This is a genomic window from Streptomyces sp. NPDC041191, from assembly GCF_055591945.1.
This window is the reverse complement of record NZ_JBVIZC010000012.1, coordinates 165,354-185,180: the sequence shown is the minus strand read 5'-3', so window position 1 is coordinate 185,180 and position 19,827 is coordinate 165,354. Positions and strand designations below refer to the sequence as shown.

Genomic DNA, 19,827 nt, shown 5'->3' with positions numbered 1-19,827 from the left:
CTTCCGTCCCGCCCCGCGCATCGCGTAACTCTTGCTCCCGTACACCTCGTTCGTCCCGACCAGGAGAGCCGATGACCCAGGACCCCGCCGCCCCGCGCAGCGAGATACGCATCGACACCAGCAAGCCGCATCCGGCGCGCATGTACGACTGGTTCCTGGGCGGCAAGGACAACTACCCGGTCGACGAGGCGATGGCCCGCCAGCTCCTCACCCTCGACGCCCGGGGCCGGGACATGGCCCGCGTGAACAGGGCTTTCATGCACCGCGCCATCCGCTGGCTCAGCGCCCGCGGCGTCCGTCAGTACCTGGACATCGGCACCGGCATCCCGACCGAGCCGAACCTGCACCAGATCGCGCAGCAGGCCGCGCCGGAGTCCCGCATCGTCTACTGCGACAACGACCCGATCGTGCTCGCGCACGCGGCCGCCCTGCTGCGCTCGACCCCGGAGGGGGCCACCGAGTACATCCAGGCGGACGCCCGCGAGCCCGAGGTCATCCTCGAAAGGGCCGGAAAGGTCCTTGACTTCGACCAGCCCATCGCCCTGTCGATGCTCGCCCTGCTGCACTTCATCGGGGACGAGGACGGCGCGCACGACCTGGTCGCCAAGATCGTCGAGAAGCTCGCGCCGGGCAGTTACCTCGTCCTCTCCCACGTCACCGGGGACTTCAACCCCGAGGGGTCGGCACAGGCGGTCGCCCTGTACAAGGAGCGCGGACTGACCCTGCGGCCCCGTTCGCGCGACGAGCTGGCCGTGTTCTTCGACGGCCTGGAACTCGTCGAGCCCGGCGTCTCGCTCACCGCCGAGTGGCACCCCGAACTGGGCGAGCCCGTCCCGGTCCAGGGCGACGAGCCCATCCCGGGGTGGGCGGGCGTGGCCCGCAAGCTCTGACCCCCGCGAACGGCGTGACGGGACCCGCGGGCCTCCCGGTCCGCGGGTCCCCGCCGTCCGCCTCCCCGGCGGCTCAGTTCCGCAGGTACGCGAGGCCCGGGTGCTCCGCCGCGTACGCCTCCACGAGCCGGCGGGCGACCGCGACCGAGTCCACCAGCGGATGCAGCGCGAACGCCTTCACCGCCGTCTCCCGGGAACCGCTCTCCGCCGCCGCCAGCACCTCCCGTTCCACCGCCTTCACGGCGGTCACCAGACCGACGGCGTGGTACGGCAGCGGGGCCGCCGCCACCGGACGGGCGCCGTTCGCGTCCACCAGGCAGGGCACCTCGACCACCGCGTCCGCGTCGAGCACGGAGAGCGTCGAACCGTTGCGCACGTCGAGGATCAGCGTCGTCCGCTCGTCGCGCGCGATCGCCCGCATCAGGGCGAGCGCCACCTTCTCGTAGCCGCCGGGCTCCAGGTCCTCCTCGGCGCGCTCCCCGGCCCCGGCCGCCTCCCGGTTGGCGGCCATGTAGGTGGCCTCCCGGTCCGCGAGCGTGCGGCGCCAGGCGGCCAGGGCCGCGGTGCCCGGCCGGGCCATCTCCTCGTAGAAGGCGCCCTGCTGGTCGCGCAGGTACGCCCCGCGCGTCCGCCCGGCGCTCCGGTAGGCGCGCACCGCCTCCCGGTTGAAGTAGTAGTAGTGCAGGTACTCGTTGGGAACCGCGCCGAGCGAGCGCAGCCACTCCGGGCCGAAGAGCCTGCCCTCCTCGAAGGAGCCGAGCGCCTCCTCGTCGGCGAGCAGCCGGGGCAGCTCGTCCCGGCCCCCGATCCGCAACCCCCGCAGCCAGCCCAGGTGGTTGAGGCCCACGTAGTCGATCCACGCCTCGTCCGGATCGGCGCCCAGGGCTCGGGCTACCCGGCGGCCGAGGCCCACGGGGGAGTCGCAGATGCCGACGACCCGGTCGCCCAGGACCCGGGACATCGCCTCCGTGACCAGGCCCGCCGGGTTGGTGAAGTTGATGACCCAGGCGTCCGGGGCGAGCGCGGCGACCTTCCGGGCGACGGCCGTCGCGACGGGCACGGTCCGCAGCCCGTACGCGATCCCGCCCGCCCCCACCGTCTCCTGGCCGAGCACCCCTTCGGCGAGCGCGATCCGCTCGTCCGCCGCCCTGCCCTCCAGGCCGCCGACCCGGATCGCGGAGAAGACGAAGTCCGCCCCGCGCAGCGCCTCGTCGAGGTCCCCCGTCACCGTCACCGCCGGCGCGTCCGGCACCCCTTCGGCCTGGTCCGCGAGGACCCGCGCGACGGCGGAGAGCCGCGCCCCGTCCGGGTCGTACAGGGTGACCCGGGTGACCCGCCCCTCGGCGTGGTCACCGAGGAGGGCGCCGTACACCAGCGGCACCCGGAATCCGCCGCCTCCGAGAATCGTCAGTCTCATGCCCTCACGCTACTGGGACGCCCGCCCCGGGCGGGCGGCCGCGCGGGCGCCCCGGGGCGCCGGGTCCCGGACGCCGGGTGGGGGACAATGGCGGCATGTCCCGACGCAAGACCCGTCCCCGCACCCCGCAGGCCCCCGCCGTGACCGCGGACTCGCCCTGCCCCTGTGGCCAGGACGCCCCCTACGGCGAGTGCTGCGGCCGTTTCCACCCGGGCACGGCCGGCACCGCGCCCACCGCCGAACTCCTCATGCGCTCCCGCTACAGCGCCTTCGTCGTCCGCGACGAGGCGTACCTGCTGCGCACCTGGGCCCCGGAGACGCGTCCGGACGGGATCGACTTCGACCCGGAACTGCGCTGGACCGGCCTGAAGATCGAGGAGACCACCGGCGGCACCGCCTTCCACCAGCACGGCACCGTCACCTTCACGGCCCGCCACCTCCACGGCGGGGAACCGGGCGCGCTGCGCGAACGGAGCCGTTTCGTCCGCCGCGAGGGGGCGTGGGTGTACGTGGACGGGGACGTCGCGGAGTAGGCCGGCGCACCCGCCCCGCCCCCACGGACGGGCCGCCCCGCCCCGGCGCGCGGCGGCCCGTCCGCCCGCGTGCGGGGGCGCGCCGACGGGCGCCCCCGTCAGGGGGTGACGGGCAGTTGGGGGTGGTGCTTGGCGAGGATCTTGTTGGCGCGCGCGAGGGCGGCGAGGGCGTGCTCGCGGTCCGCCCGGTCCTCCGCGCAGAGCGGCCCCCGGAACCGGTACACCTCGCGGGCCGCGGAGTCCGCGTCGACCTCGGCCTGCAGGACGTGCAGCGGCAGACAGGAGCCGATCATCGCGGCCACGCGGTCGGGGATCGGGACGGGGACGAGGCGCGAGGACGAGGTGATCACGGGCAGTCCTAGTGGGGGTCCGGAAGGGGTACGGAAGAGTGTCCCCCCATAGGTACCGGATCGCGGTAGGGGTTCCGGTACGGAGATGTCGCGGAACGGTGACGGGCCGGGGGCGCCTTCGCGGAGGCGTACGGACGCGGACGGGACGGCTCCGCGCCGGCGCCGGACGCGGGCGGGGGCGTTCCCGCAGGTGTGGGGGTGCGCGGCCGCGTGGCCTTTTCGCATCCTTCCTGCGGAGGCGACGCAGGTTTGTCGAACGCGCGTTCCGGGGAAGGAGGACTGAAGAAGATCGATCATCGATAGAATGTGAAGCATCTCACTCGGGCGTCGAACGGCTTCCGGTCCGGCGGAACGCATGCCTTCACGCCTCTCCGGCGGGATCGCGCCGGGGCGCCCGTCCGGGAAGGTCCGGGGCCGCCGTCCGGCTTCCGCCGGGGCCGCCGCGCACCCCGCCCGCTCCCGGCGCGCCGCGTTGATCGAACGTTGATGGCTCGTTTAGGACGCCCCGGCATCGTGGACGGCATGCAGATCCACACGAGCGTACTGACCGCACCGGAGCCCGACATGTCCTGGCAGGAGGACGCCCTGTGCGCCCAGGCCGGCCCGGAGTTCTTCTTCCCCGCCCCCGGCTCCTCCACCCGCGAGGCGAAACGGCTCTGCGGGGCATGCGAGGGGCGCGTGGCCTGCCTGGAGTACGCGCTGGAGCACGACGAGCGGTTCGGCGTCTGGGGCGGCCTCTCGGAGAAGGAGCGCTTCCGGCTGAAGCACGGCCGGGGCTGACGCGTGGCGGACGGACCCGTCCGCCACGTGACGGAACCGGCGGTCAGTGCGCCGCGCGGGCCGCGAGCCGGGCCTTGCGGGCCGCGAGCTTCTCGTCGAACTTGCTCGCCTCGGCGTCCAGGCCCTCCATGTACAGGCCCAGCTCCTCCTGGGCGCGCAGCCCCTCGGGCCCCAGGCCGTCGATCTGGAGGACCTTGAGGAAGCGCAGCACGGGCTGGAGGACGTCGTCGTGGTGGATGCGCATGTTGTAGATCTCACCGATCGCCATCTGTGCCGCCGCCCGCTCGAAGCCCGGCATGCCGTGGCCGGGCATCCGGAAGCCGACCACGACGTCCCGCACGGCCATCATGGTCGGGTCGGGGGCGATCTCGAAGGCTGCACCCAGCAGGTTGCGGTAGAAGACCATGTGCAGGTTCTCGTCGGTGGCGATGCGGGCGAGCATCCGGTCGCAGACCGGATCGCCGGACTGGTGGCCGGTGTTGCGGTGCGAGATGCGGGTGGCCAGCTCCTGGAAGGCGACGTACGCCACGGAGTGCAGCATCGAGTGCCGGTTGTCGGACTCGAAGCCCTCGCTCATGTGCGCCATCCGGAACCGCTCCAGCTCGTCCGGGTCGACGGCGCGCGAGGCGAGCAGGTAGTCGCGCATCACGATGCCGTGCCGGCCCTCCTCGGCGGTCCAGCGGTGCACCCAGGTGCCCCAGGCGCCGTCGCGGCCGAAGAGGCTGGCGATCTCGTGGTGGTAGCTCGGGAGGTTGTCCTCGGTGAGCAGGTTGACGACGAGGGCGGTCTTCCCGATCGCGGTCACCTTGGACTGCTTCGGGTCCCACGCCTCGCCGTCCTCGAAGAAGCCGGGGAAGTTGCGGCCGTCGGACCACGGCACGTACTCGTGCGGCATCCAGTCCTTGGTGACCTTCAGGTGACGGTTGAGTTCCTTCTCCACGACCTCTTCCAGGGCGTAGAGCAACCGTGCGTCGGTCCACCCAGCCGAGTTGTCGAGGGAGGGAGAGGTGAGCGTCACGGGAGACTCCTGGGGACGGAGAGGGGGCATGCGGACGTACTTACGGATTCGTAGGTTACGAAACCGTAGGTTAAGCCTCCGTAAGTCCCCGGCCAAGCCCGCCTCCGTCACATTCGGTGACGCTCGGTCATGGGTGTCGCGCCATGGAGAACGGAAGGCGCAGGTCACGCCCCGCGCGGCACCCGCCGGGCACCCGGCCGACTACGCAGCGCAGGTGCCCGGCGGGTCGCGGGGGACGGTCAGTCCCCGTCCGTGAACGGCTCGCGGACCTCCTCGACGGTCGTCGGGCGCAGCGCGCCGTCGAGCAGCAGCCAGCGGGTGATCCCGAGCGACTCCAGGAACGCCACGTCGTGGCTCGCCACGACCAGCGCCCCCTCGTAGGCGTCGAGGGCCGCCGTCAGCTTCCGCACCGACGCCATGTCCAGGTTGTTCGTCGGCTCGTCCAGCATCAGCAGCTGCGGGGCCGGCTCCGCGAGGAGCAGGGCCGCGAGCGTCGCCCGGAACCGCTCCCCGCCGGAGAGGGTGCCCACGGCCCGGTCCGCCCGCGCCCCCCGGAACAGGAACCGGGCGAGCCGGGCCCGGATCGCGTTCGCGGTGGCCCCGGGCGCGAAGCGGGCCACGTTGTCCACCACGCTCAGCCCGTCGTCCAGGACGTCGAGCCGCTGCGGCAGGAAGCGGAGCGGCACCCGCGCCTCCAGCTCGCCCGACAGGGGGGCCAGCTCTCCGGCGATCGTCCGGAGCAGCGTCGTCTTGCCCGCGCCGTTCCGGCCGACCAGCGCGATCCGCTCCGGCCCGCGCAGCTCGAACTCGCCCTCCACGCGGGCCCCGTGCCGCAGCTCCAGGTCCCGCAGGCGCAGCACCTCGCGACCCGGCGGCACCGAGGTGCGGGGCAGCTCGACCCGGATCTCGTCGTCGTCCCGCACCGCCTCCACCGCGGCGTCGAGCCGCTCCCGGGCCTCCGAGAGGCGCTCGCTGTGGAGCGTGCGCTGCTTGCCGGCCGTGACCTGGGCGCTGCGCTTCTGGCTGTTCGCCACGAGCTTCGACGCGACCCTGTTCTCGAAGCTCTTCTGCCCGTACCGCTTGCGGCGGGCCAACTTCACCTGGGTGTCGGCGAGTTCCCGCTTCTGTCGCTGCACGTCGGCTTCGGCGACCCGCACCATCCGTTCCGCCGCCTCCTGTTCGGCGGCGAGCGCCGCCTCGTAGTCCGACCAGGCGCCGCCGTACCAGGCGACCTCGCCGTCCCGCAGGTCGGCGATCTGGTCGACCCGCTCCAGGAGTTCACGGTCGTGGCTGACCACGACCAGGACCCCGGACCACTTCTCCACCGCCTCGTAGAGGCGCGCGCGGGCGCGCAGGTCCAGGTTGTTGGTCGGTTCGTCGAGCAGCAGGACGTCGGGCCGAGCGAGCAGCAGCGCGGCGAGGCGCAGCAGGACGGACTCGCCGCCCGAGATCTCGCCGACGGTCCGGTCCAGGCCGATGCCGTCCAGGCCGAGCTGGTCGAGGGTGGCGCGGGCCCGCTCCTCGACGTCCCAGTCGTCGGCGAGGGCGGTGAAGTGCTCCTCGGCCGGATCGCCCGCCTCGATGGCGTGCAGGGCGGCCCGCTTCGCGTCGATGCCGAGGATCTCGTCGACCCGGCGCGAGGTGTCCAGGACCAGGTTCTGCGGCAGGTAACCGAGTTCGCCGGTGACCCGGACCGTGCCGGAGGAGGGCGTCAGCTCGCCCGCGATCAGTTTGAGCAGCGTGGACTTGCCGGAGCCGTTGAGCCCGACGAGGCCGGTGCGGCCGGGACCGACGGCGAGCCGGAGGTCGTCGAAGACCTCGGTGCCGTCCGGCCAGGAGAAGGAGAGCGAGGAGCAGGTGATGAACGTGGGGTGATGTGCCATGGAGGACTCCCGGTGGCGCGAGCGCGGGTGGACTGGTGCGGCGCTTGGGAGACACCGGGGCGCGGGCAGCGGGAAGACGGCTCGTACGCCGAGGTCGAGAACGGCACACGCGGCACGGGGGCACGCGCGGCACGGTGTCTCACAACCTCAGACGAGCAACGTCCTTCTCCGATCGGGTGACGGCAGAGTCGTCACCGACGGTACGGCCCCGATCGGGGAGGCGCAAATGATTTACGGCGCGGTGGTGCCGGACCGGGAGACGACCGCGCCGCTGCGGAGGAGAAGAGGAGGCGAAGGTGAGAAGAAGGGAGGAGGGAGGGAGGGAGAGGGAGGAGGGAGGGAGAGGGAGGAGGGAGGAGGGAGGAAGAGGACCGGGGCGGCCGTCACGGGTGCTCGCGGAACAGCTCCGTCAGGTCGTGGTCCCAGTCCAGGTACTGGTGCTCGCGCCCCTCGGGGACCAGGTGCTGCGAGCGCTCCAGGAACCGGCGCAGCTCCGAGGTCCGGACGTGGACCATGGCCACCCCCTCCGGGGCGTGGAACTCCACCACGGTCCGGTCGTACCCGTACGGACGCAGCCGCACGTCCCCGACCCCGGCCGGGCGCTCGACCCCCTGGACGAGCAGGTCGCGCGCGAAGGCCCAGGAGACCTCGACGCCCTCCAGGGTCGCGGGGGGAGGGAAGGCCATGCTGACGGCGTACGGATCCTCGCGGTCGTACCGCAGGGTGGCGGGGACGGTCTCCATCCGGGGAGCGGATGCGACCAGACGGGCCTGGACGGCCTGCTCTATGACGGCGGACAAGACCGGCTCCTCTCGTACGGCTTCGGATCTTCTGCGTCTCCCCGACACCGGGGCTTCTGACACCCGGAAAGACGGACGTCGGGGCCGGGACGTGCATTCCGGTGGCGCGTGAGCTGTGTCACCGGACCCGCCGGAGGGGTGTCCGGGCAGGTCGGAGCCGTCCCGGTCCGTCCGCAAGCGCTTCGGGGCGGGGGCGCCGCCGGGCCGGTGACGGCCCGGACGCCACCGGTCCCCGAGGGCGTCCGGGCCGTACGGCACCGCCCGTGTGCCCCGCGGGCCGGCCGGGCACCCTGGACGGGGAGCGGTCCCGGGCGCTAGCTTCCGGCGCCATGACGTCCATGGGGAAGACGAGACGAACGATGGCGGCGGGACTCGTCGGGGCGGCGCTCGCGCTGACCCCGACCGCCCCGGCGCGGGCCGGGGAGCCCCCCGCGACCGCCGCCGGCCGGCCGGCGGCTCCGGCGGCCGGCGAGCGGTCCGCTCCGGAGCCCGGCTGGCGGCTCACGCCGACCGGGACCGACGCCCGCTTCCGGGGGCTCGCGGCGGTCGACCGCCGGACCGCCTGGGTCGCGGGCTCCAAGGGCACGGTGCTGCGCACCGGCGACGGGGGCAGAAGCTGGCGAAACGTTTCCCCGGCCGGCGCGGAGGGGCTGGAGTTCCGCGACGTGGAAGCCTTCGACGCCCGCCGGGCCGTCGTCCTCGCCATTGGGGAGGGGGAGGCATCGCGGGTGCTGCGCACCGAGGACGGCGGCGCCACCTGGACCGAGTCCTTCCGCAACACCGACCCGCGCGCCTTCTACGACTGCATGACCTTCTTCGACCACCGGAACGGCCTCGCCATGAGCGATCCGGTCGACGGCAGGTACCGCATCCTCTCGACCCGGGACGGCGGCCGGTCCTGGCGGGTCCTGCCGAACGCCGGGATGCCGGACGCGCTCCCCGGCGAAGCCGGTTTCGCGGCGAGCGGCCAGTGCCTGGTGTCGGCCGGTCCCCGGGACGTGTGGCTCGCGACGGGCGGCGGCGCCACCGCCCGCGTCCTGCACTCCGCCGACCGGGGACTGACCTGGACCGCCACCGACTCGCCCGTCCCGGCCGGCGACCCGGCCCGGGGCGTCTTCGGGCTCGCCTTCCGCGACCGCGCGCACGGCATCGCGGTCGGCGGCGACTACCGCAAGGACCGGCCGTCCCCCCGGGCCGCCGCCGTCACCGCCGACGCGGGCCGCACCTGGCGCGCCCCGGCCGCGCCCCCGCCCGCCTACCGCTCGGGCGTCGCCTGGCTCCCGCACGACAGGACGTCCGCGCTCGCCGTGGGCCCCACCGGCACGGACCTGACCACCGACGGCGGCCGCACCTGGCGGACGGTCGACACCGGCTCGTACGACACGGTGGACTGCGCCCCGGACGGCGCCTGCTGGGCCTCCGGCGAGCAGGGTCGCGTCGCGCACCTGGCACGCCACCGGCCCGTCCCCTGACCTTCCGGCCGCCGTGAGTGCCGCGCGGCGGGACAAATCCGGATGCGCGCCGACGGCATGCCCGGCACACTCGCGGGCATGACCGCGAAGATCACGCGCATCAACCCCGAGCAGTTGCACGAGACGCCCGGCTACCACCACGTCACCGTGGTGGAGGCCGGGCGCACGGCCTACCTGGCGGGGCAGTGCCCGCTCGACCGGAGCGGTTCCCTCGTCGGTTCCGGATCGCTCGAAGCACAGGTCGACCAGGTGGTCGCGAACGCACTCGCCGCGCTGGCGGCGGTGGATGCCGAGCCGCGGCACGTGGTCCGCTCGGTGATCTACGTGCGCAGCGAGGACAGGGACGCCCTGGGCGTCGCCTGGCACCGGCTCACCGACTCGGCTCTCGGCCCGGCGTTCACCACCGCCAGCACGCTGTTGGGCGTGGCCCAACTCGGCTTCACCGGACAGCTCGTCGAGGTCGACCTCACCGTGGCCCTGCCCGACTGAACCCCTTCGTCACCGGGCGCCGGACGGCGCCCCGGACCCGGCGGCCCGCACGGGGACCCGCCGGGCCGAAGACCCGGCCCGGGGCGGCCGTGGTCACCCGCCCTGGGAGGGCAGCCGCTCCTGGTACGCGGCGATCCCCTCGGCCGTCCTGGTCGCGTGGAACTCCGTGATCCGGTACGCGCACACGCCCCCGGTGCTGAACGGGTCGGCCGCCGCGATCTCCTCGATCCGCGCGCGGTCGACCCCGGCGGCCAGGATCACCCCGCCGTCCCGGGGGTTCTTCCGCCCCGACGCCAGGAACACGCCGGCGGCGTACTGCTCGTCGAGCCAGGCGATGTGGTCGTCGAACAGCGCGTCCACCCGCTCGACGGGCGCGGTGTAGGTCAATTCCAGTACGAACATGATCGCCAGGCTACCGCCCGCCCCCGGACGCCCCACCGGGTCCGTGGGCGGGCGTCCGGCCGGACGTAGGGTGACCGCATCATGAGGATCATCGGAATTCCGGCGGGCTGGCCCGCCGACGAGACCACCGCCCTCGCCGTCCAGCGGGAGCTGCGGGAGCGGCTGGTGCGGGACGAGACGGGGCCGGAGGCCGGCGAGGGCCACGTCACGGGACTCGACGTGGCCTACGACGACGAGCGGGACCTCGTCGCCGCGGCGGCCGTCGTGCTCGACGCCCGGACCCTGGAGGTGGTCGAGGAGGCGACGGCGGTCGGCCGGGTCTCCTTCCCGTACGTCCCCGGGCTCCTCGCCTTCCGGGAGGTCCCGACCGTCCTCGCCGCGCTCGACGCCCTGACCGCCGACCCCGGCCTCCTGGTCTGCGACGGCTACGGCCTCGCCCACCCCCGGCGCTTCGGCCTCGCCTCCCACCTCGGCGTGCTCACCGGACACCCGTCCGTCGGCGTCGCCAAGAACCCCTTCGCCTTCACGTACGGAGAGCCCGGTCCCGCGCGCGGCGACTCCGCCCCGCTGCTCGCCGACGGCGAGGAGGTGGGCCGGGCCGTGCGCACCCGGACCGGGGTCAAACCGGTCTTCGTCTCCGTCGGCCACCGGGTCTCCCTCGCCCGCGCCTGTGCCCACACCCTCCACCTGACCCCGCGCTACCGCCTCCCCGAGACCACCCGCCGCGCCGACTCCCTGTGCCGCCGCGCCCTCGAAGAGGCACGGGGGACGTCCGGACCCCGCTGAGCACGGGTACGGACGCCGACCCGGCCCGGCGCGTCTACGCGGACCCGGCCGGCCCCCCGTTCCGTCTCGTGCTCCGAGGCCCGCCCCGGCGCGAAGAAGCCCCGGACCAGGGGCCGGACGCTCCTTCCGGCGTACGGCCTAGCCCCGGTGCGCCACCCGGAAGCGGATGCCCGCCGCCCGGAGCCGGGCGGTGAGGGCGTCGCCCATCGCCACCGCCGTCGTCACCTGCCCGGCGGTCTCCGGCAGCGGGTCGAAGGCGAGGCAGAGGGCCGACTCGGCGAGCATCCTGGCCGTCTCGTCGTACCCCGGGTCGCCGCCCGAGACCTCCGTGAGGACCCGCCGGCCGCCGCCTTCGCCCACGAACCGCACGGAGAACCAGCTGCGGGCGCGGCGCTCGGCCGACGGACCCGTACCGGCCCGGTGACGTCCCATCAGCCAGTCGCGCACCGGCGGGATCTGGGCCGCCGCCGCGCACGCTCCGACGGCGGCCGTGCCGCCGAGCGCCATCGGGAGCGTCTTCACGGAGGCGTAGTGCCGGTAGCGGAAGTCCGGGCCGTACCGCTCCAGGGCCGCCGCCGAACGCGCCACGACCTGCGGGTCCAGCGTCGGCAGCGGCAGCGCCCAGGTGCCCGTCTCCCGGCTGAACCGGGGGCCGCCGAGCGGCGCGCGCGACCGGCGGCCCACGAGCCGGGGCTCGTGCAGGCGCCGTTCGCGCGCGGCCCGCAGGACCTTCCGGCCCCGGCCGAGCGCGGTCAGCGCGGAGGCGAAGGTGCCGCCGGAGAAGGCGGCCCCGGCCCGTACGAAGCCGTCCACGCGCAGCGGCACGCCCTCCGGGAGCTGCGCCACGGTGAAGTGCACGCCCAGGTCGTGCGGGACGGAGTCGAAGCCGCAGGCGTGCACGATCCGGGCGCCGGTCTCCCGGGCGCGGGCGTCGTGCCGCACGTAGGTCAGGTCCACGAACTCGGCCTCGCCCGTCAGGTCCAGGTAGTCCGTGCCGGCCTCCGCGCAGGCGGCGACGAGCCCTTCGCCGTACCAGACGTAGGGGCCGACCGTCGTCGCCACGACCCTCGCGGAGGAGGCGAGTTCGCGCAGCGACTCCGGGTCGCCGGAGTCCGCGAGGACCAGGGGGAGGCCGGCGAGGCGCGGGCGCGCCGAGGCGAGCCGGTCCCGCAGGGCCTCCAGCCTGCCGAGGTCGCGCCCCGCGAGCGCCCAGCGGCACCCCTCGGGGGCGTGTTCGGCCAGGTACTCCGCCGTGAGCCCGCCCACGAACCCCGTGGCCCCGAAGAGCACCACGTCGTACGGCCTGGCCGTGCGCCCGGACCCCGCCCCCCGTTCCGGCCCCGCTCCGCCGTCCGCTCCGGAACCGCCGCCCCGGTCCGCCCCGGCGCCCCGCCCCGTGCCCGCCCCTGTCGCCATCCAGCCCCTCGCTTCGGCCGTACCGCGCAGCCGTGCGCGGTTGTCGTCGGCGGAGGATAGCGGAAGCCTCCCGCCGGTCTTCCCCGCGCTCGCTCGGCCGGGGGGCTTGTGCGGAGTGGAACACGTTCCTAGCATCACTGGTGTTACATCATTGGTGTCACACACTTCTGGGGGCTCGATGAGCACGACGCACACCGACCGGCACGGCCCGCTCACCGGGGTGCGCGTGGTCGAGCTGGCCGGCATCGGGCCCGGTCCCTTCGCCGCGATGCTCCTCGCCGACCTGGGAGCGGACGTGGTCCGGATCGACCGCCCCGGCGGCAACGCCCTCGGCATCGACCCCGCCCGCGACCTGACCAACCGCAACAAGCGCTCGGTCGTGGTCGACCTCAAGGCCGGGGACGGCCCCGCGACCGTGCTCGACCTGGTGGCCCGCGCCGACGTCCTGATCGAGGGGTACCGGCCCGGCGTGACCGAGCGCCTCGGCATCGGTCCGGACGTCTGCCTCGCCCGCAACCCGCGCCTGGTCTACGGCCGGATGACCGGCTGGGGCCAGGACGGACCGCTGGCCGCGACCGCCGGGCACGACATCGGCTACATCGCGATCACCGGCGCGCTCGGCATGATCGGCCCGGACCCGGAAGGACCGCCGGTGATCCCCGCCAACCTGCTCGGCGACTACGCCGGCGGCTCCCTCTACCTCGTCATCGGCGTCCTCGCCGCGCTCCAGCACGCGCGCGCCCACGGCGAGGGCCAGGTCGTGGACGCCGCGATCGTGGACGGCACCGCCCACCTGACCACGATGATCCGGGGCATGCTGGCCGCCGGGAGCTGGCAGGACCGGCGCGGGACCAACCTGCTCGACGGCGGCTGCCCCTTCTACGGCGTCTACGAGACCTCCGACGGCGGCCACATGGCGGTCGGCGCCCTGGAGGAGCAGTTCTACGCCGAGTTCGTCCGCCTCCTCGGAATCGGGGAGGCCGCCGCCGGACGGTACGACTTCGCCCGCTGGCCCGCACTGCGCGACGCCGTCGCCAAGGCGTTCCTCGGCCGGACCCGCCGGGAGTGGACGGACGTCTTCGACGGCTCCGACGCCTGCGTGGCCCCCGTCCTCTCCCTGGGCGAGGCCCCGTCCCACCCGCACCTGGCCGCCCGCGCGACCTTCACCGAACACGGCGGGCTGACCCAGCCCGCCCCCGCACCCCGTTTCTCCGTCACCCCCGGCACCCTGCGCAAGGGCCCCGCCCTGCCCGGTGCCGACACCGCCGAGGTCGCCCGCGACTGGGCCGTACCCTCCCTGCACACCCAGGAGACTTCCGCATGAAGCGTCGGATCTACACCGAGGACCACGAAGCCTTCCGGGCGGTCGTGCGCACCTTCCTGGAGAAGGAGGTGCTGCCCCACTACGAGCAGTGGGAGAAGGACGGCATCGTCTCCCGCGAGGCGTGGCTCGCCGCCGGACGGCAGGGCCTGCTCGGCATCGCCGTCGACGAGGAGTACGGCGGCGGCGGCAACCCCGACTTCCGCTACGCCGCCGTCCTGGCCGAGGAGTTCACCCGGGCCGGCACCCCCGGCCTCGCCCTCGGCCTGCACAACGACATCATCGGCCCCTACCTCACCTCCCTCGCCACCGACGAGCAGAAGCGGCGCTGGCTGCCCGGCTTCTGCTCCGGCGAGACCATCACCGCCATCGCCATGACCGAGCCGGGGGCGGGCTCCGACCTCCAGGGCATCCGCACCACCGCCGAGGACCACGGCGACCACTGGGTCCTCAACGGTTCCAAGACCTTCATCTCCAACGGCATCCTGGCCGACCTCGTGGTCGTCGTCGCCCGCACCACCCCCGAGGGCGGCGCCCACGGCCTCTCCCTCCTCGTCGTCGAGCGCGGGGCGGAGGGCTTCGAGCGCGGCCGGAACCTCGACAAGATCGGCCAGAAGTCGCAGGACACCGCCGAGCTGTTCTTCCACGACGTCCGCGTCCCCAAGGAGAACCTGCTCGGCGAGCTCAACGGCGCCTTCATCCACCTGATGACCAACCTCGCCCAGGAGCGGATGGCCATCGCGGTCGCCGGCATCGCCGCCGCCGAGCACCTCCTGGAGATCACCACCACGTACGTCAAGGAGCGCCAGGCGTTCGGCCGCCCGCTCTCCCGGCTCCAGCACATCCGCTTCGAGATCGCGGAGATGGCCACCGAGTGCGCCGTCACCCGCTCCTTCCTCGACCGGTGCATCGAGGAGCACGCCGCCGGCACCCTCGACGCCGTGCACGCCTCGATGGCCAAGTGGTGGGCGACCGAACTCCAGAAGAAGGTCGCCGACCGCTGTCTGCAGCTGCACGGCGGGTACGGCTACATGAACGAGTTCCCGGTCGCCAGGGCCTACACCGACGGCCGCATCCAGACCATCTACGGCGGCACCACCGAGATCATGAAGGAGATCATCGGCCGTTCCCTGCTCGGCTGACCTCCCCCCTCCCGTCCTCCCGCTCCTCTTCCCCACCCTCATCGCGAAAGGCTTCCCGTGAGCACCGAAGCGTACGTGTACGACGCGATCCGCACCCCGCGCGGTCGTGGCAAGGCCGGCGGCTCCCTGCACGGCACCAAGCCGATCGACCTGGTCGTCGGCCTCATCCGGGAGATCCAGAGCCGCAACCCCGGTCTCGACCCGGCCGCCATCGACGACATCGTCCTCGGCGTCGTCGGCCCGGTCGGCGACCAGGGCTCCGACATCGCCCGCATCTCCGCCCTCGCCGCCGGGCTCCCGGACACCGTCGCGGGCGTCCAGGAGAACCGCTTCTGCGCCTCGGGCCTCGAAGCGGTCAACATGGCCGCCATGAAGGTCCGCTCCGGCTGGGAGGACCTCGTCCTGGCCGGCGGCGTCGAGTCCATGTCCCGCGTGCCGATGGGCTCCGACGGCGGCGCCTGGTTCGCCGACCCGATGACCAACCTGGAGACGAACTTCGTCCCCCAGGGCATCGGCGCCGACCTCATCGCCACCATCGAGGGCTTCTCGCGGCGCGACGTGGACGAGTACGCGGCCCTCTCGCAGGAGCGCGCCGCCGAGGCGTGGAAGGACGGCCGGTTCGCCCGCTCCGTCGTCCCCGTCAAGGACCGCGCGGGCCTCACGGTCCTCGACCACGACGAGTTCCTGCGCCCCGGCACCACCGCCGACTCCCTCGCGAAGCTCAAGCCGTCCTTCGCGGACATGGGCGAGCTGGGCGGGTTCGACGCGGTGGCGTTGCAGAAGTACCACTGGATCGAGGAGATCGACCACGTCCACCACGCGGGCAACTCCTCCGGCATCGTGGACGGCGCGGCCCTCGTCGCCGTCGGCTCCCGGGAGGTCGGCGAGCGGTACGGCCTGACGCCCCGCGCCCGGATCGTCTCCGTGGCCGTCTCCGGCTCCGAACCGACCATCATGCTCACCGGCCCGGCCCCGGCCGCCCGCAAGGCCCTGGCCAAGGCCGGTCTGACCATGGACGACATCGACCTCGTCGAGATCAACGAGGCGTTCGCGGCCGTCGTCCTGCGCTTCGCCAAGGACATGGGCATCTCGCTGGACAAGGTCAACGTCAACGGCGGCGCCATCGCGCTCGGCCACCCGCTCGGCGCCACCGGCGCGATGATCCTGGGCACCCTCGTGGACGAGCTGGAGCGCCGGGGCGAGCGCTACGGCATGGCCACCCTCTGCGTGGGCGGCGGCATGGGCATCGCCACCGTCGTCGAACGCGTCTGACCGTCCCGTCCGAACCCCTTCTTACGGAGAAGCATCAGCATGAGCGAGAGCACCACCATCCGCTGGGAGCAGGACGAGACCGGGATCGTCACCCTCGTCCTGGACGACCCGAACCAGTCCGCCAACACCATGAACCAGGCGTTCCGGGCCTCGATCGCCGCGATCGCCGACCGGGTGGAGGCCGAGAAGGACTCCATCCGGGGCATCATCTACACCTCCGCGAAGAAGACCTTCTTCGCGGGCGGCGACCTCAAGGACATGATCCAGGCGGGCCCCGAGCACGCCCGGGACATCTTCGAGGGCGCCCTGGAGATGAAGAAGGCGCTGCGCCGCATCGAGACCCTCGGCAAGCCGGTCGTGGCCGCGATCAACGGCGCCGCGCTCGGCGGCGGCTACGAGATCGCCCTCGCCTCCCACCACCGGATCGCCCTCGACGTCTCCGGTTCCAAGATCGGCCTGCCCGAGGTCACCCTCGGCCTGCTGCCGGGCGGCGGCGGTGTCACCCGCACCGTCCGCCTCATGGGCATCACCGACGCCCTCCTCAAGGTGCTGCTCCAGGGCACCCAGTACAACCCCAAGCGGGCCCTGGACAACGGCCTGGTGCACGAGCTGGCCGCCACCCCCGAGGAGATGTTCGCGAAGGCGGTCGCCTTCATCGACACCCACCCCGAGTCGCACCAGCCCTGGGACGTGCCCGGCCACAAGATCCCCGGCGGCACCCCCTCGCACCCGAAGTTCGCCGCCAACCTGCCGGCCTTCCCGGCCAACCTGCGCAAGCAGCTCAACGGCGCCCCCTACCCGGCGCCGGCCGCCATCATGGCCGCCGCCGTCGAGGGCTCCCAGGTCGACTTCGAGACCGCCTCGGTCATCGAGTCCCGCTACTTCACCGAGCTGGTCACCGGCCAGACGGCGAAGAACATGATCCAGGCGTTCTTCTTCGACCTCCAGGCCGTCAACTCCGGCGCCAGCCGCCCCAAGGGCATCGAGCCGCGCACGGTCCGCAAGGTCGCCGTCCTCGGCGCCGGCATGATGGGCGCCGGCATCGCCTACTCCTGCGCCCGCGCCGGCATCGAGGTCGTCCTCAAGGACGTCTCCGCCGAGTCCGCCGCCAAGGGCAAGGCGTACTCCGAGAAGCTGTGCGCCAAGGCCGTCTCGCGCGGCCGCACCACCCAGGAGAAGGCCGACGCCCTCCTCGCCCGCATCACCCCCACCGCCGAGGCCGCCGACCTCGCGGGCTGCGACGCGGTCGTCGAGGCCGTCTTCGAGGACACCGCCCTCAAGCACAAGGTGTTCCAGGAGATCCAGTCCGTCGTGGAGCCCGACGCGCTGCTCTGCTCCAACACCTCCACCCTGCCCATCACCGTCCTCGCCGAGGGCGTCGAGCGCCAGGCCGACTTCATCGGCCTGCACTTCTTCTCGCCCGTCGACAAGATGCCGCTCGTGGAGATCATCAAGGGCGAGCGGACCAGCGACGAGGCCCTGGCCCGCGCCTTCGACCTGGTCCGGCAGATCAACAAGACGCCGATCGTCGTCAACGACTCGCGCGGCTTCTTCACCTCGCGGGTGATCGGCCAGTTCCTCAACGAGGGCGTCGCCATGGTCGGCGAGGGCATCGAGCCCGCCTCGATCGAGCAGGCCGCCGCACAGGCGGGCTACCCGGCCAAGATCCTCTCCCTGATGGACGAGCTGACCCTGACCCTGCCGCGCAAGATCCGCAACGAGACCAAGCGGGCGATCGAGGAGGCGGGCGGCGTCTGGGCCACCCACCCGGGCGAGGCCGTGATCGACCGCATGGTCGACGAGTTCGAGCGCCCCGGCCGCAGCGGCGGCGCCGGCTTCTACGAGTACGACGAGAACGGCAAGCGCGGCAAGCTCTGGACCGGCCTGCGCGAGCACTTCACCAAGCCGGGGTACGAGATCCCCTTCCGCGACATGCAGGAGCGGATGCTGTTCGCCGAGGCCATCGACACCGTCCGCCTCCTGGAGGAGGGCGTCCTGACCTCGGTCGCCGACGCCAACATCGGCTCCATCATGGGCATCGGCTTCCCGGCCTGGACCGGCGGCATCCTGCAGTACATCAACGGCTACGACGGCGGCGCCGGGGGAGGGGTCGGGGTCGCCGGCTTCGTCGCCCGCGCCCGGGAGCTGGCGGAGACGTACGGCGAGCGCTTCGCCCCGCCCGCCCTCCTGGTGGAGAAGGCCGAGCGGGGCGAGGTCTTCACCGACGCCTGACCGGGCACGGCTCCCCGGCCGGCCGGGGGCTCCTGACCGGCCGGGGCCCCGGCCGGTCGGTCTTCCCGCCCGGCCGGGTCTTCCCGCCCGGTCAGGGGCTCCGGAACGCGGTCCTCAGCTCCTCGCTCAGCGAGCGCTGGAAGGCCGTGACGAGGGCCTGGATCACCATCGGCTGCATGTGGGCCGAGAGCGACCTCATCGCCGTCAGGTGGTCCGGGTCCTCGCCGCTCTCCCGGTACGGGTTCCACACCTGCTCCTGGAAGAGCCGGGCGAGTTCCTGGGCGGCGGCCCGCGCGTGCTCCAGGAGCACGGCCCGGGAGGCCAGGATCGTCTCGTGCTCGATGGGCACGTCCAGCATCTCCACGCCGAGCCGCAGCAGCGAGCCGTCGAGCCGGTACGTGTCGGCGTCGTCGGTCCGGTCGAGCACCCCCATCGCGGCGAACCGGTCGATGTCCCGCTCGGTCAGCGCCCGCCCGGTCCGCCGTTCCAGGTCGCGCCGGGTGATGGTCTCGGCGGACTCGGGCGCCCACGAGGCCACCAGGGCCCGGTGGATCGCGAGGTCCCGCGCGCTGAGGTCGGGCGGCAGCTGCTCCAGGTAGCGCTCGATCGCGGCGAGCGTCATGCCCTGCCGCTGGAGCTCCTCGATGAGGGCGAGCCGGGAGAGGTGCTCCGGCCCGTAGTGCCCGACCCGGCGGGCCCCGATGACGGGCGGCGGAAGGAGCCCCCGGGTCCCGTAGAACCGCACGGTCCGCACCGTCACCCCGGCCCGCGCGGCCAGCTCGTCGACGGTGTAGCTCGGTCCGCGCTCCCCGTCACTCCGGACGTCCATTCGAGCCGCCTCGTTTCCCCAGCCGTCGGCCCGCGTGTCCGGACCGCTTGAACAGTATTGCTGTCTCACCAGCCGTGTAAAAGTCCTGCTCCTCTGTCGGCGCCCGTCCGTGGCGTGATCGTCATGAACGCGGGGCGAACGGCGTCGCGTACGTCCGGCGCCCGGCGGACCGGGGAATACCGGTCACGGCGTACGACTCCGGCGCGTAAGGGACGCGGCCCCGGGGCGCGACGGGGACTGTCGGCGGCGGGGGCTAGAGTCGGCCGCTGTCGAAGCGGGGGCCAGGAGGCGGGGGAGTCGGATGTACGCGGAACTCAGGGAGACGGCGAGTGAGTTGGCCGCGATCCTGTGGCGGGAGCACACCGTCTACCGGGAGCGGGGCGGCGGGGTGGTGATCCGGGGCGAGCACGTCCGCCGCTGGATCAGCCTGGCGCCGACCGGGGGCAAGGACCGGGCCCTGCTGCGGGCCGGGCGGATCCTGGACGGGGGCACGACCGCCCCGGCGCGCACGGAGGTGGTCGTCGACCTGACGGCCGGGACGGCGGAGCTGGCGGCGGTCTGCCGCGGTCTGCTCGCCGACGTCGCGGCGGCCGCCGAACCGGCGCCGGCGCGCGGGGGAAGGGCCGGGAGACGGGAGAAGCCGGGGCGGGGGACCCGTGCCCCCCGCCCCGGCCGCCGTTCCCGCGGGGAGCGGCACACCGGCGCCGGCTCCCTCTTCGTCATGCTCTGCGTCGCCGCGGTGTTCGGCGCCTGGCTCTACGGCCTCTTCGGGGGGCGTGGCCACTGAGCCGCGCC

Annotated in this window: 19 protein-coding genes; 11 read left to right on the top strand and 8 right to left on the bottom strand. The window is 73.6% G+C overall.

The window, feature by feature from the left end:
* Positions 1-71: 71 nt before the first annotated feature.
* Positions 72-890, top strand: coding sequence for an SAM-dependent methyltransferase (locus tag ACZ6AQ_RS24030; protein WP_468762146.1), 819 nt, complete (start codon positions 72-74; stop codon positions 888-890).
* A 73-nt stretch (positions 891-963) separates the two neighbouring features.
* Here ACZ6AQ_RS24030 and ACZ6AQ_RS24025 read toward each other — a convergent pair whose 3' ends face one another.
* Positions 964-2,307 carry a 6-phospho-beta-glucosidase gene (locus ACZ6AQ_RS24025; protein ID WP_468762145.1) on the bottom strand — a complete coding sequence of 448 codons (1,344 nt, stop codon included), beginning with the start codon at positions 2,305-2,307 and terminating at the stop codon, positions 964-966.
* Between the two features lie 95 nt (positions 2,308-2,402).
* Between ACZ6AQ_RS24025 and ACZ6AQ_RS24020 the strand changes: the two genes are divergently transcribed.
* Entirely contained in the window at positions 2,403-2,840 is a 438-nt protein-coding gene (locus ACZ6AQ_RS24020; RefSeq protein ID WP_468762143.1) for a YchJ family protein, read from the top strand.
* Between the two features lie 98 nt (positions 2,841-2,938).
* Here the strand turns inward: ACZ6AQ_RS24020 and ACZ6AQ_RS24015 are convergent, their stop codons facing one another.
* Positions 2,939-3,187 carry a hypothetical protein gene (locus ACZ6AQ_RS24015; RefSeq protein ID WP_468762325.1) on the bottom strand — a complete coding sequence of 83 codons (249 nt, stop codon included), beginning with the start codon at positions 3,185-3,187 and terminating at the stop codon, positions 2,939-2,941.
* A gap of 525 nt (positions 3,188-3,712) precedes the next feature.
* Here ACZ6AQ_RS24015 and ACZ6AQ_RS24010 point away from each other — a divergent pair.
* Positions 3,713-3,970, top strand: a complete 258-nt coding sequence (locus ACZ6AQ_RS24010; protein ID WP_388697298.1) for a WhiB family transcriptional regulator — start codon at positions 3,713-3,715, stop codon at positions 3,968-3,970.
* A 43-nt stretch (positions 3,971-4,013) separates the two neighbouring features.
* Here the strand turns inward: ACZ6AQ_RS24010 and ACZ6AQ_RS24005 are convergent, their stop codons facing one another.
* From ACZ6AQ_RS24005 to ssgD, 3 genes are all read right to left on the bottom strand, one after another.
* Positions 4,014-4,988 (bottom strand): acyl-ACP desaturase, encoded by a 975-nt coding sequence (locus ACZ6AQ_RS24005; RefSeq protein ID WP_468762141.1) that lies wholly within the window; start codon positions 4,986-4,988, stop codon positions 4,014-4,016.
* A 239-nt stretch (positions 4,989-5,227) separates the two neighbouring features.
* Complete coding sequence (locus tag ACZ6AQ_RS24000) at positions 5,228-6,871, bottom strand: ABC-F family ATP-binding cassette domain-containing protein (protein ID WP_468762140.1); 1,644 nt, start codon at positions 6,869-6,871, stop codon at positions 5,228-5,230.
* 383 nt (positions 6,872-7,254) lie between these two features.
* On the bottom strand, positions 7,255-7,671 hold the full coding sequence (ssgD, locus tag ACZ6AQ_RS23995) for a spore wall synthesis regulator SsgD (protein WP_388697069.1): 417 nt from the start codon (positions 7,669-7,671) through the stop codon (positions 7,255-7,257).
* A 359-nt stretch (positions 7,672-8,030) separates the two neighbouring features.
* On the opposite strand from ssgD, the gene ACZ6AQ_RS23990 reads away from it, so the two are divergent.
* Positions 8,031-9,143, top strand: a complete 1,113-nt coding sequence (locus tag ACZ6AQ_RS23990; RefSeq protein ID WP_468762323.1) for a WD40/YVTN/BNR-like repeat-containing protein — start codon at positions 8,031-8,033, stop codon at positions 9,141-9,143.
* A 78-nt stretch (positions 9,144-9,221) separates the two neighbouring features.
* Entirely contained in the window at positions 9,222-9,632 is a 411-nt protein-coding gene (locus ACZ6AQ_RS23985) for a RidA family protein (RefSeq protein ID WP_468762138.1), read from the top strand.
* Positions 9,633-9,725: 93 nt separating this feature from the next.
* Here the strand turns inward: ACZ6AQ_RS23985 and ACZ6AQ_RS23980 are convergent, their stop codons facing one another.
* On the bottom strand, positions 9,726-10,034 hold the full coding sequence (locus ACZ6AQ_RS23980; protein WP_468762136.1) for a YciI family protein: 309 nt from the start codon (positions 10,032-10,034) through the stop codon (positions 9,726-9,728).
* A gap of 81 nt (positions 10,035-10,115) precedes the next feature.
* Between ACZ6AQ_RS23980 and ACZ6AQ_RS23975 the strand changes: the two genes are divergently transcribed.
* Positions 10,116-10,820 (top strand): endonuclease V, encoded by a 705-nt coding sequence (locus tag ACZ6AQ_RS23975; protein WP_468762134.1) that lies wholly within the window; start codon positions 10,116-10,118, stop codon positions 10,818-10,820.
* Between the two features lie 138 nt (positions 10,821-10,958).
* Here the strand turns inward: ACZ6AQ_RS23975 and ACZ6AQ_RS23970 are convergent, their stop codons facing one another.
* Entirely contained in the window at positions 10,959-12,236 is a 1,278-nt protein-coding gene (locus ACZ6AQ_RS23970) for a saccharopine dehydrogenase family protein (protein ID WP_468762133.1), read from the bottom strand.
* A gap of 178 nt (positions 12,237-12,414) precedes the next feature.
* Between ACZ6AQ_RS23970 and ACZ6AQ_RS23965 the strand changes: the two genes are divergently transcribed.
* Genes ACZ6AQ_RS23965 through ACZ6AQ_RS23950 form a run of 4 tightly spaced genes read left to right on the top strand, consistent with a single transcriptional unit; the run spans position 12,415 to position 18,203 of the window.
* Complete coding sequence (locus tag ACZ6AQ_RS23965) at positions 12,415-13,560, top strand: CaiB/BaiF CoA transferase family protein (RefSeq protein ID WP_468762131.1); 1,146 nt, start codon at positions 12,415-12,417, stop codon at positions 13,558-13,560.
* The gene (locus ACZ6AQ_RS23960) at positions 13,557-14,699 is read left to right on the top strand and encodes an acyl-CoA dehydrogenase family protein (protein WP_468762129.1); all 1,143 of its coding nucleotides are present in this window, start codon (positions 13,557-13,559) and stop codon (positions 14,697-14,699) included. Before ACZ6AQ_RS23965 ends, ACZ6AQ_RS23960 begins: the two co-directional genes overlap by 4 nt.
* A 57-nt stretch (positions 14,700-14,756) precedes the next feature.
* On the top strand, positions 14,757-15,971 hold the full coding sequence (locus ACZ6AQ_RS23955; protein WP_388697088.1) for an acetyl-CoA C-acetyltransferase: 1,215 nt from the start codon (positions 14,757-14,759) through the stop codon (positions 15,969-15,971).
* A 39-nt stretch (positions 15,972-16,010) separates the two neighbouring features.
* Positions 16,011-18,203, top strand: a complete 2,193-nt coding sequence (locus ACZ6AQ_RS23950) for a 3-hydroxyacyl-CoA dehydrogenase NAD-binding domain-containing protein (protein WP_468762127.1) — start codon at positions 16,011-16,013, stop codon at positions 18,201-18,203.
* 91 nt (positions 18,204-18,294) lie between these two features.
* Here the strand turns inward: ACZ6AQ_RS23950 and ACZ6AQ_RS23945 are convergent, their stop codons facing one another.
* A complete protein-coding gene (locus ACZ6AQ_RS23945; RefSeq protein ID WP_468762125.1) occupies positions 18,295-19,032 on the bottom strand; it encodes a MerR family transcriptional regulator in 738 nt (245 codons plus the stop codon).
* Positions 19,033-19,333: 301 nt separating this feature from the next.
* Between ACZ6AQ_RS23945 and ACZ6AQ_RS23940 the strand changes: the two genes are divergently transcribed.
* Positions 19,334-19,819, top strand: coding sequence for a hypothetical protein (locus ACZ6AQ_RS23940; protein WP_468762124.1), 486 nt, complete (start codon positions 19,334-19,336; stop codon positions 19,817-19,819).
* Positions 19,820-19,827 lie beyond the last annotated feature (8 nt).

Bases quoted from the DNA above. Each gene is read 5' to 3' on its own strand.
- ACZ6AQ_RS24030 (WP_468762146.1), top strand. From the start codon at position 72: ATGACCCAGGACCCCGCCGCCCCGCGCAGCGAGATACGCATCGACACC.
- ACZ6AQ_RS24025 (WP_468762145.1), bottom strand. From the start codon at position 2,307: ATGAGACTGACGATTCTCGGAGGCGGCGGATTCCGGGTGCCGCTGGTG.
- ACZ6AQ_RS24020 (WP_468762143.1), top strand. From the start codon at position 2,403: ATGTCCCGACGCAAGACCCGTCCCCGCACCCCGCAGGCCCCCGCCGTG.
- ACZ6AQ_RS24010 (WP_388697298.1), top strand. From the start codon at position 3,713: ATGCAGATCCACACGAGCGTACTGACCGCACCGGAGCCCGACATGTCC.
- ACZ6AQ_RS24000 (WP_468762140.1), bottom strand. From the start codon at position 6,871: ATGGCACATCACCCCACGTTCATCACCTGCTCCTCGCTCTCCTTCTCC.
- ACZ6AQ_RS23990 (WP_468762323.1), top strand. From the start codon at position 8,031: ATGGCGGCGGGACTCGTCGGGGCGGCGCTCGCGCTGACCCCGACCGCC.
- ACZ6AQ_RS23985 (WP_468762138.1), top strand. From the start codon at position 9,222: ATGACCGCGAAGATCACGCGCATCAACCCCGAGCAGTTGCACGAGACG.
- ACZ6AQ_RS23980 (WP_468762136.1), bottom strand. From the start codon at position 10,034: ATGTTCGTACTGGAATTGACCTACACCGCGCCCGTCGAGCGGGTGGAC.
- ACZ6AQ_RS23975 (WP_468762134.1), top strand. From the start codon at position 10,116: ATGAGGATCATCGGAATTCCGGCGGGCTGGCCCGCCGACGAGACCACC.
- ACZ6AQ_RS23970 (WP_468762133.1), bottom strand. From the start codon at position 12,236: ATGGCGACAGGGGCGGGCACGGGGCGGGGCGCCGGGGCGGACCGGGGC.
- ACZ6AQ_RS23965 (WP_468762131.1), top strand. From the start codon at position 12,415: ATGAGCACGACGCACACCGACCGGCACGGCCCGCTCACCGGGGTGCGC.
- ACZ6AQ_RS23960 (WP_468762129.1), top strand. From the start codon at position 13,557: ATGAAGCGTCGGATCTACACCGAGGACCACGAAGCCTTCCGGGCGGTC.
- ACZ6AQ_RS23950 (WP_468762127.1), top strand. From the start codon at position 16,011: ATGAGCGAGAGCACCACCATCCGCTGGGAGCAGGACGAGACCGGGATC.
- ACZ6AQ_RS23945 (WP_468762125.1), bottom strand. From the start codon at position 19,032: ATGGACGTCCGGAGTGACGGGGAGCGCGGACCGAGCTACACCGTCGAC.
- ACZ6AQ_RS23940 (WP_468762124.1), top strand. From the start codon at position 19,334: ATGTACGCGGAACTCAGGGAGACGGCGAGTGAGTTGGCCGCGATCCTG.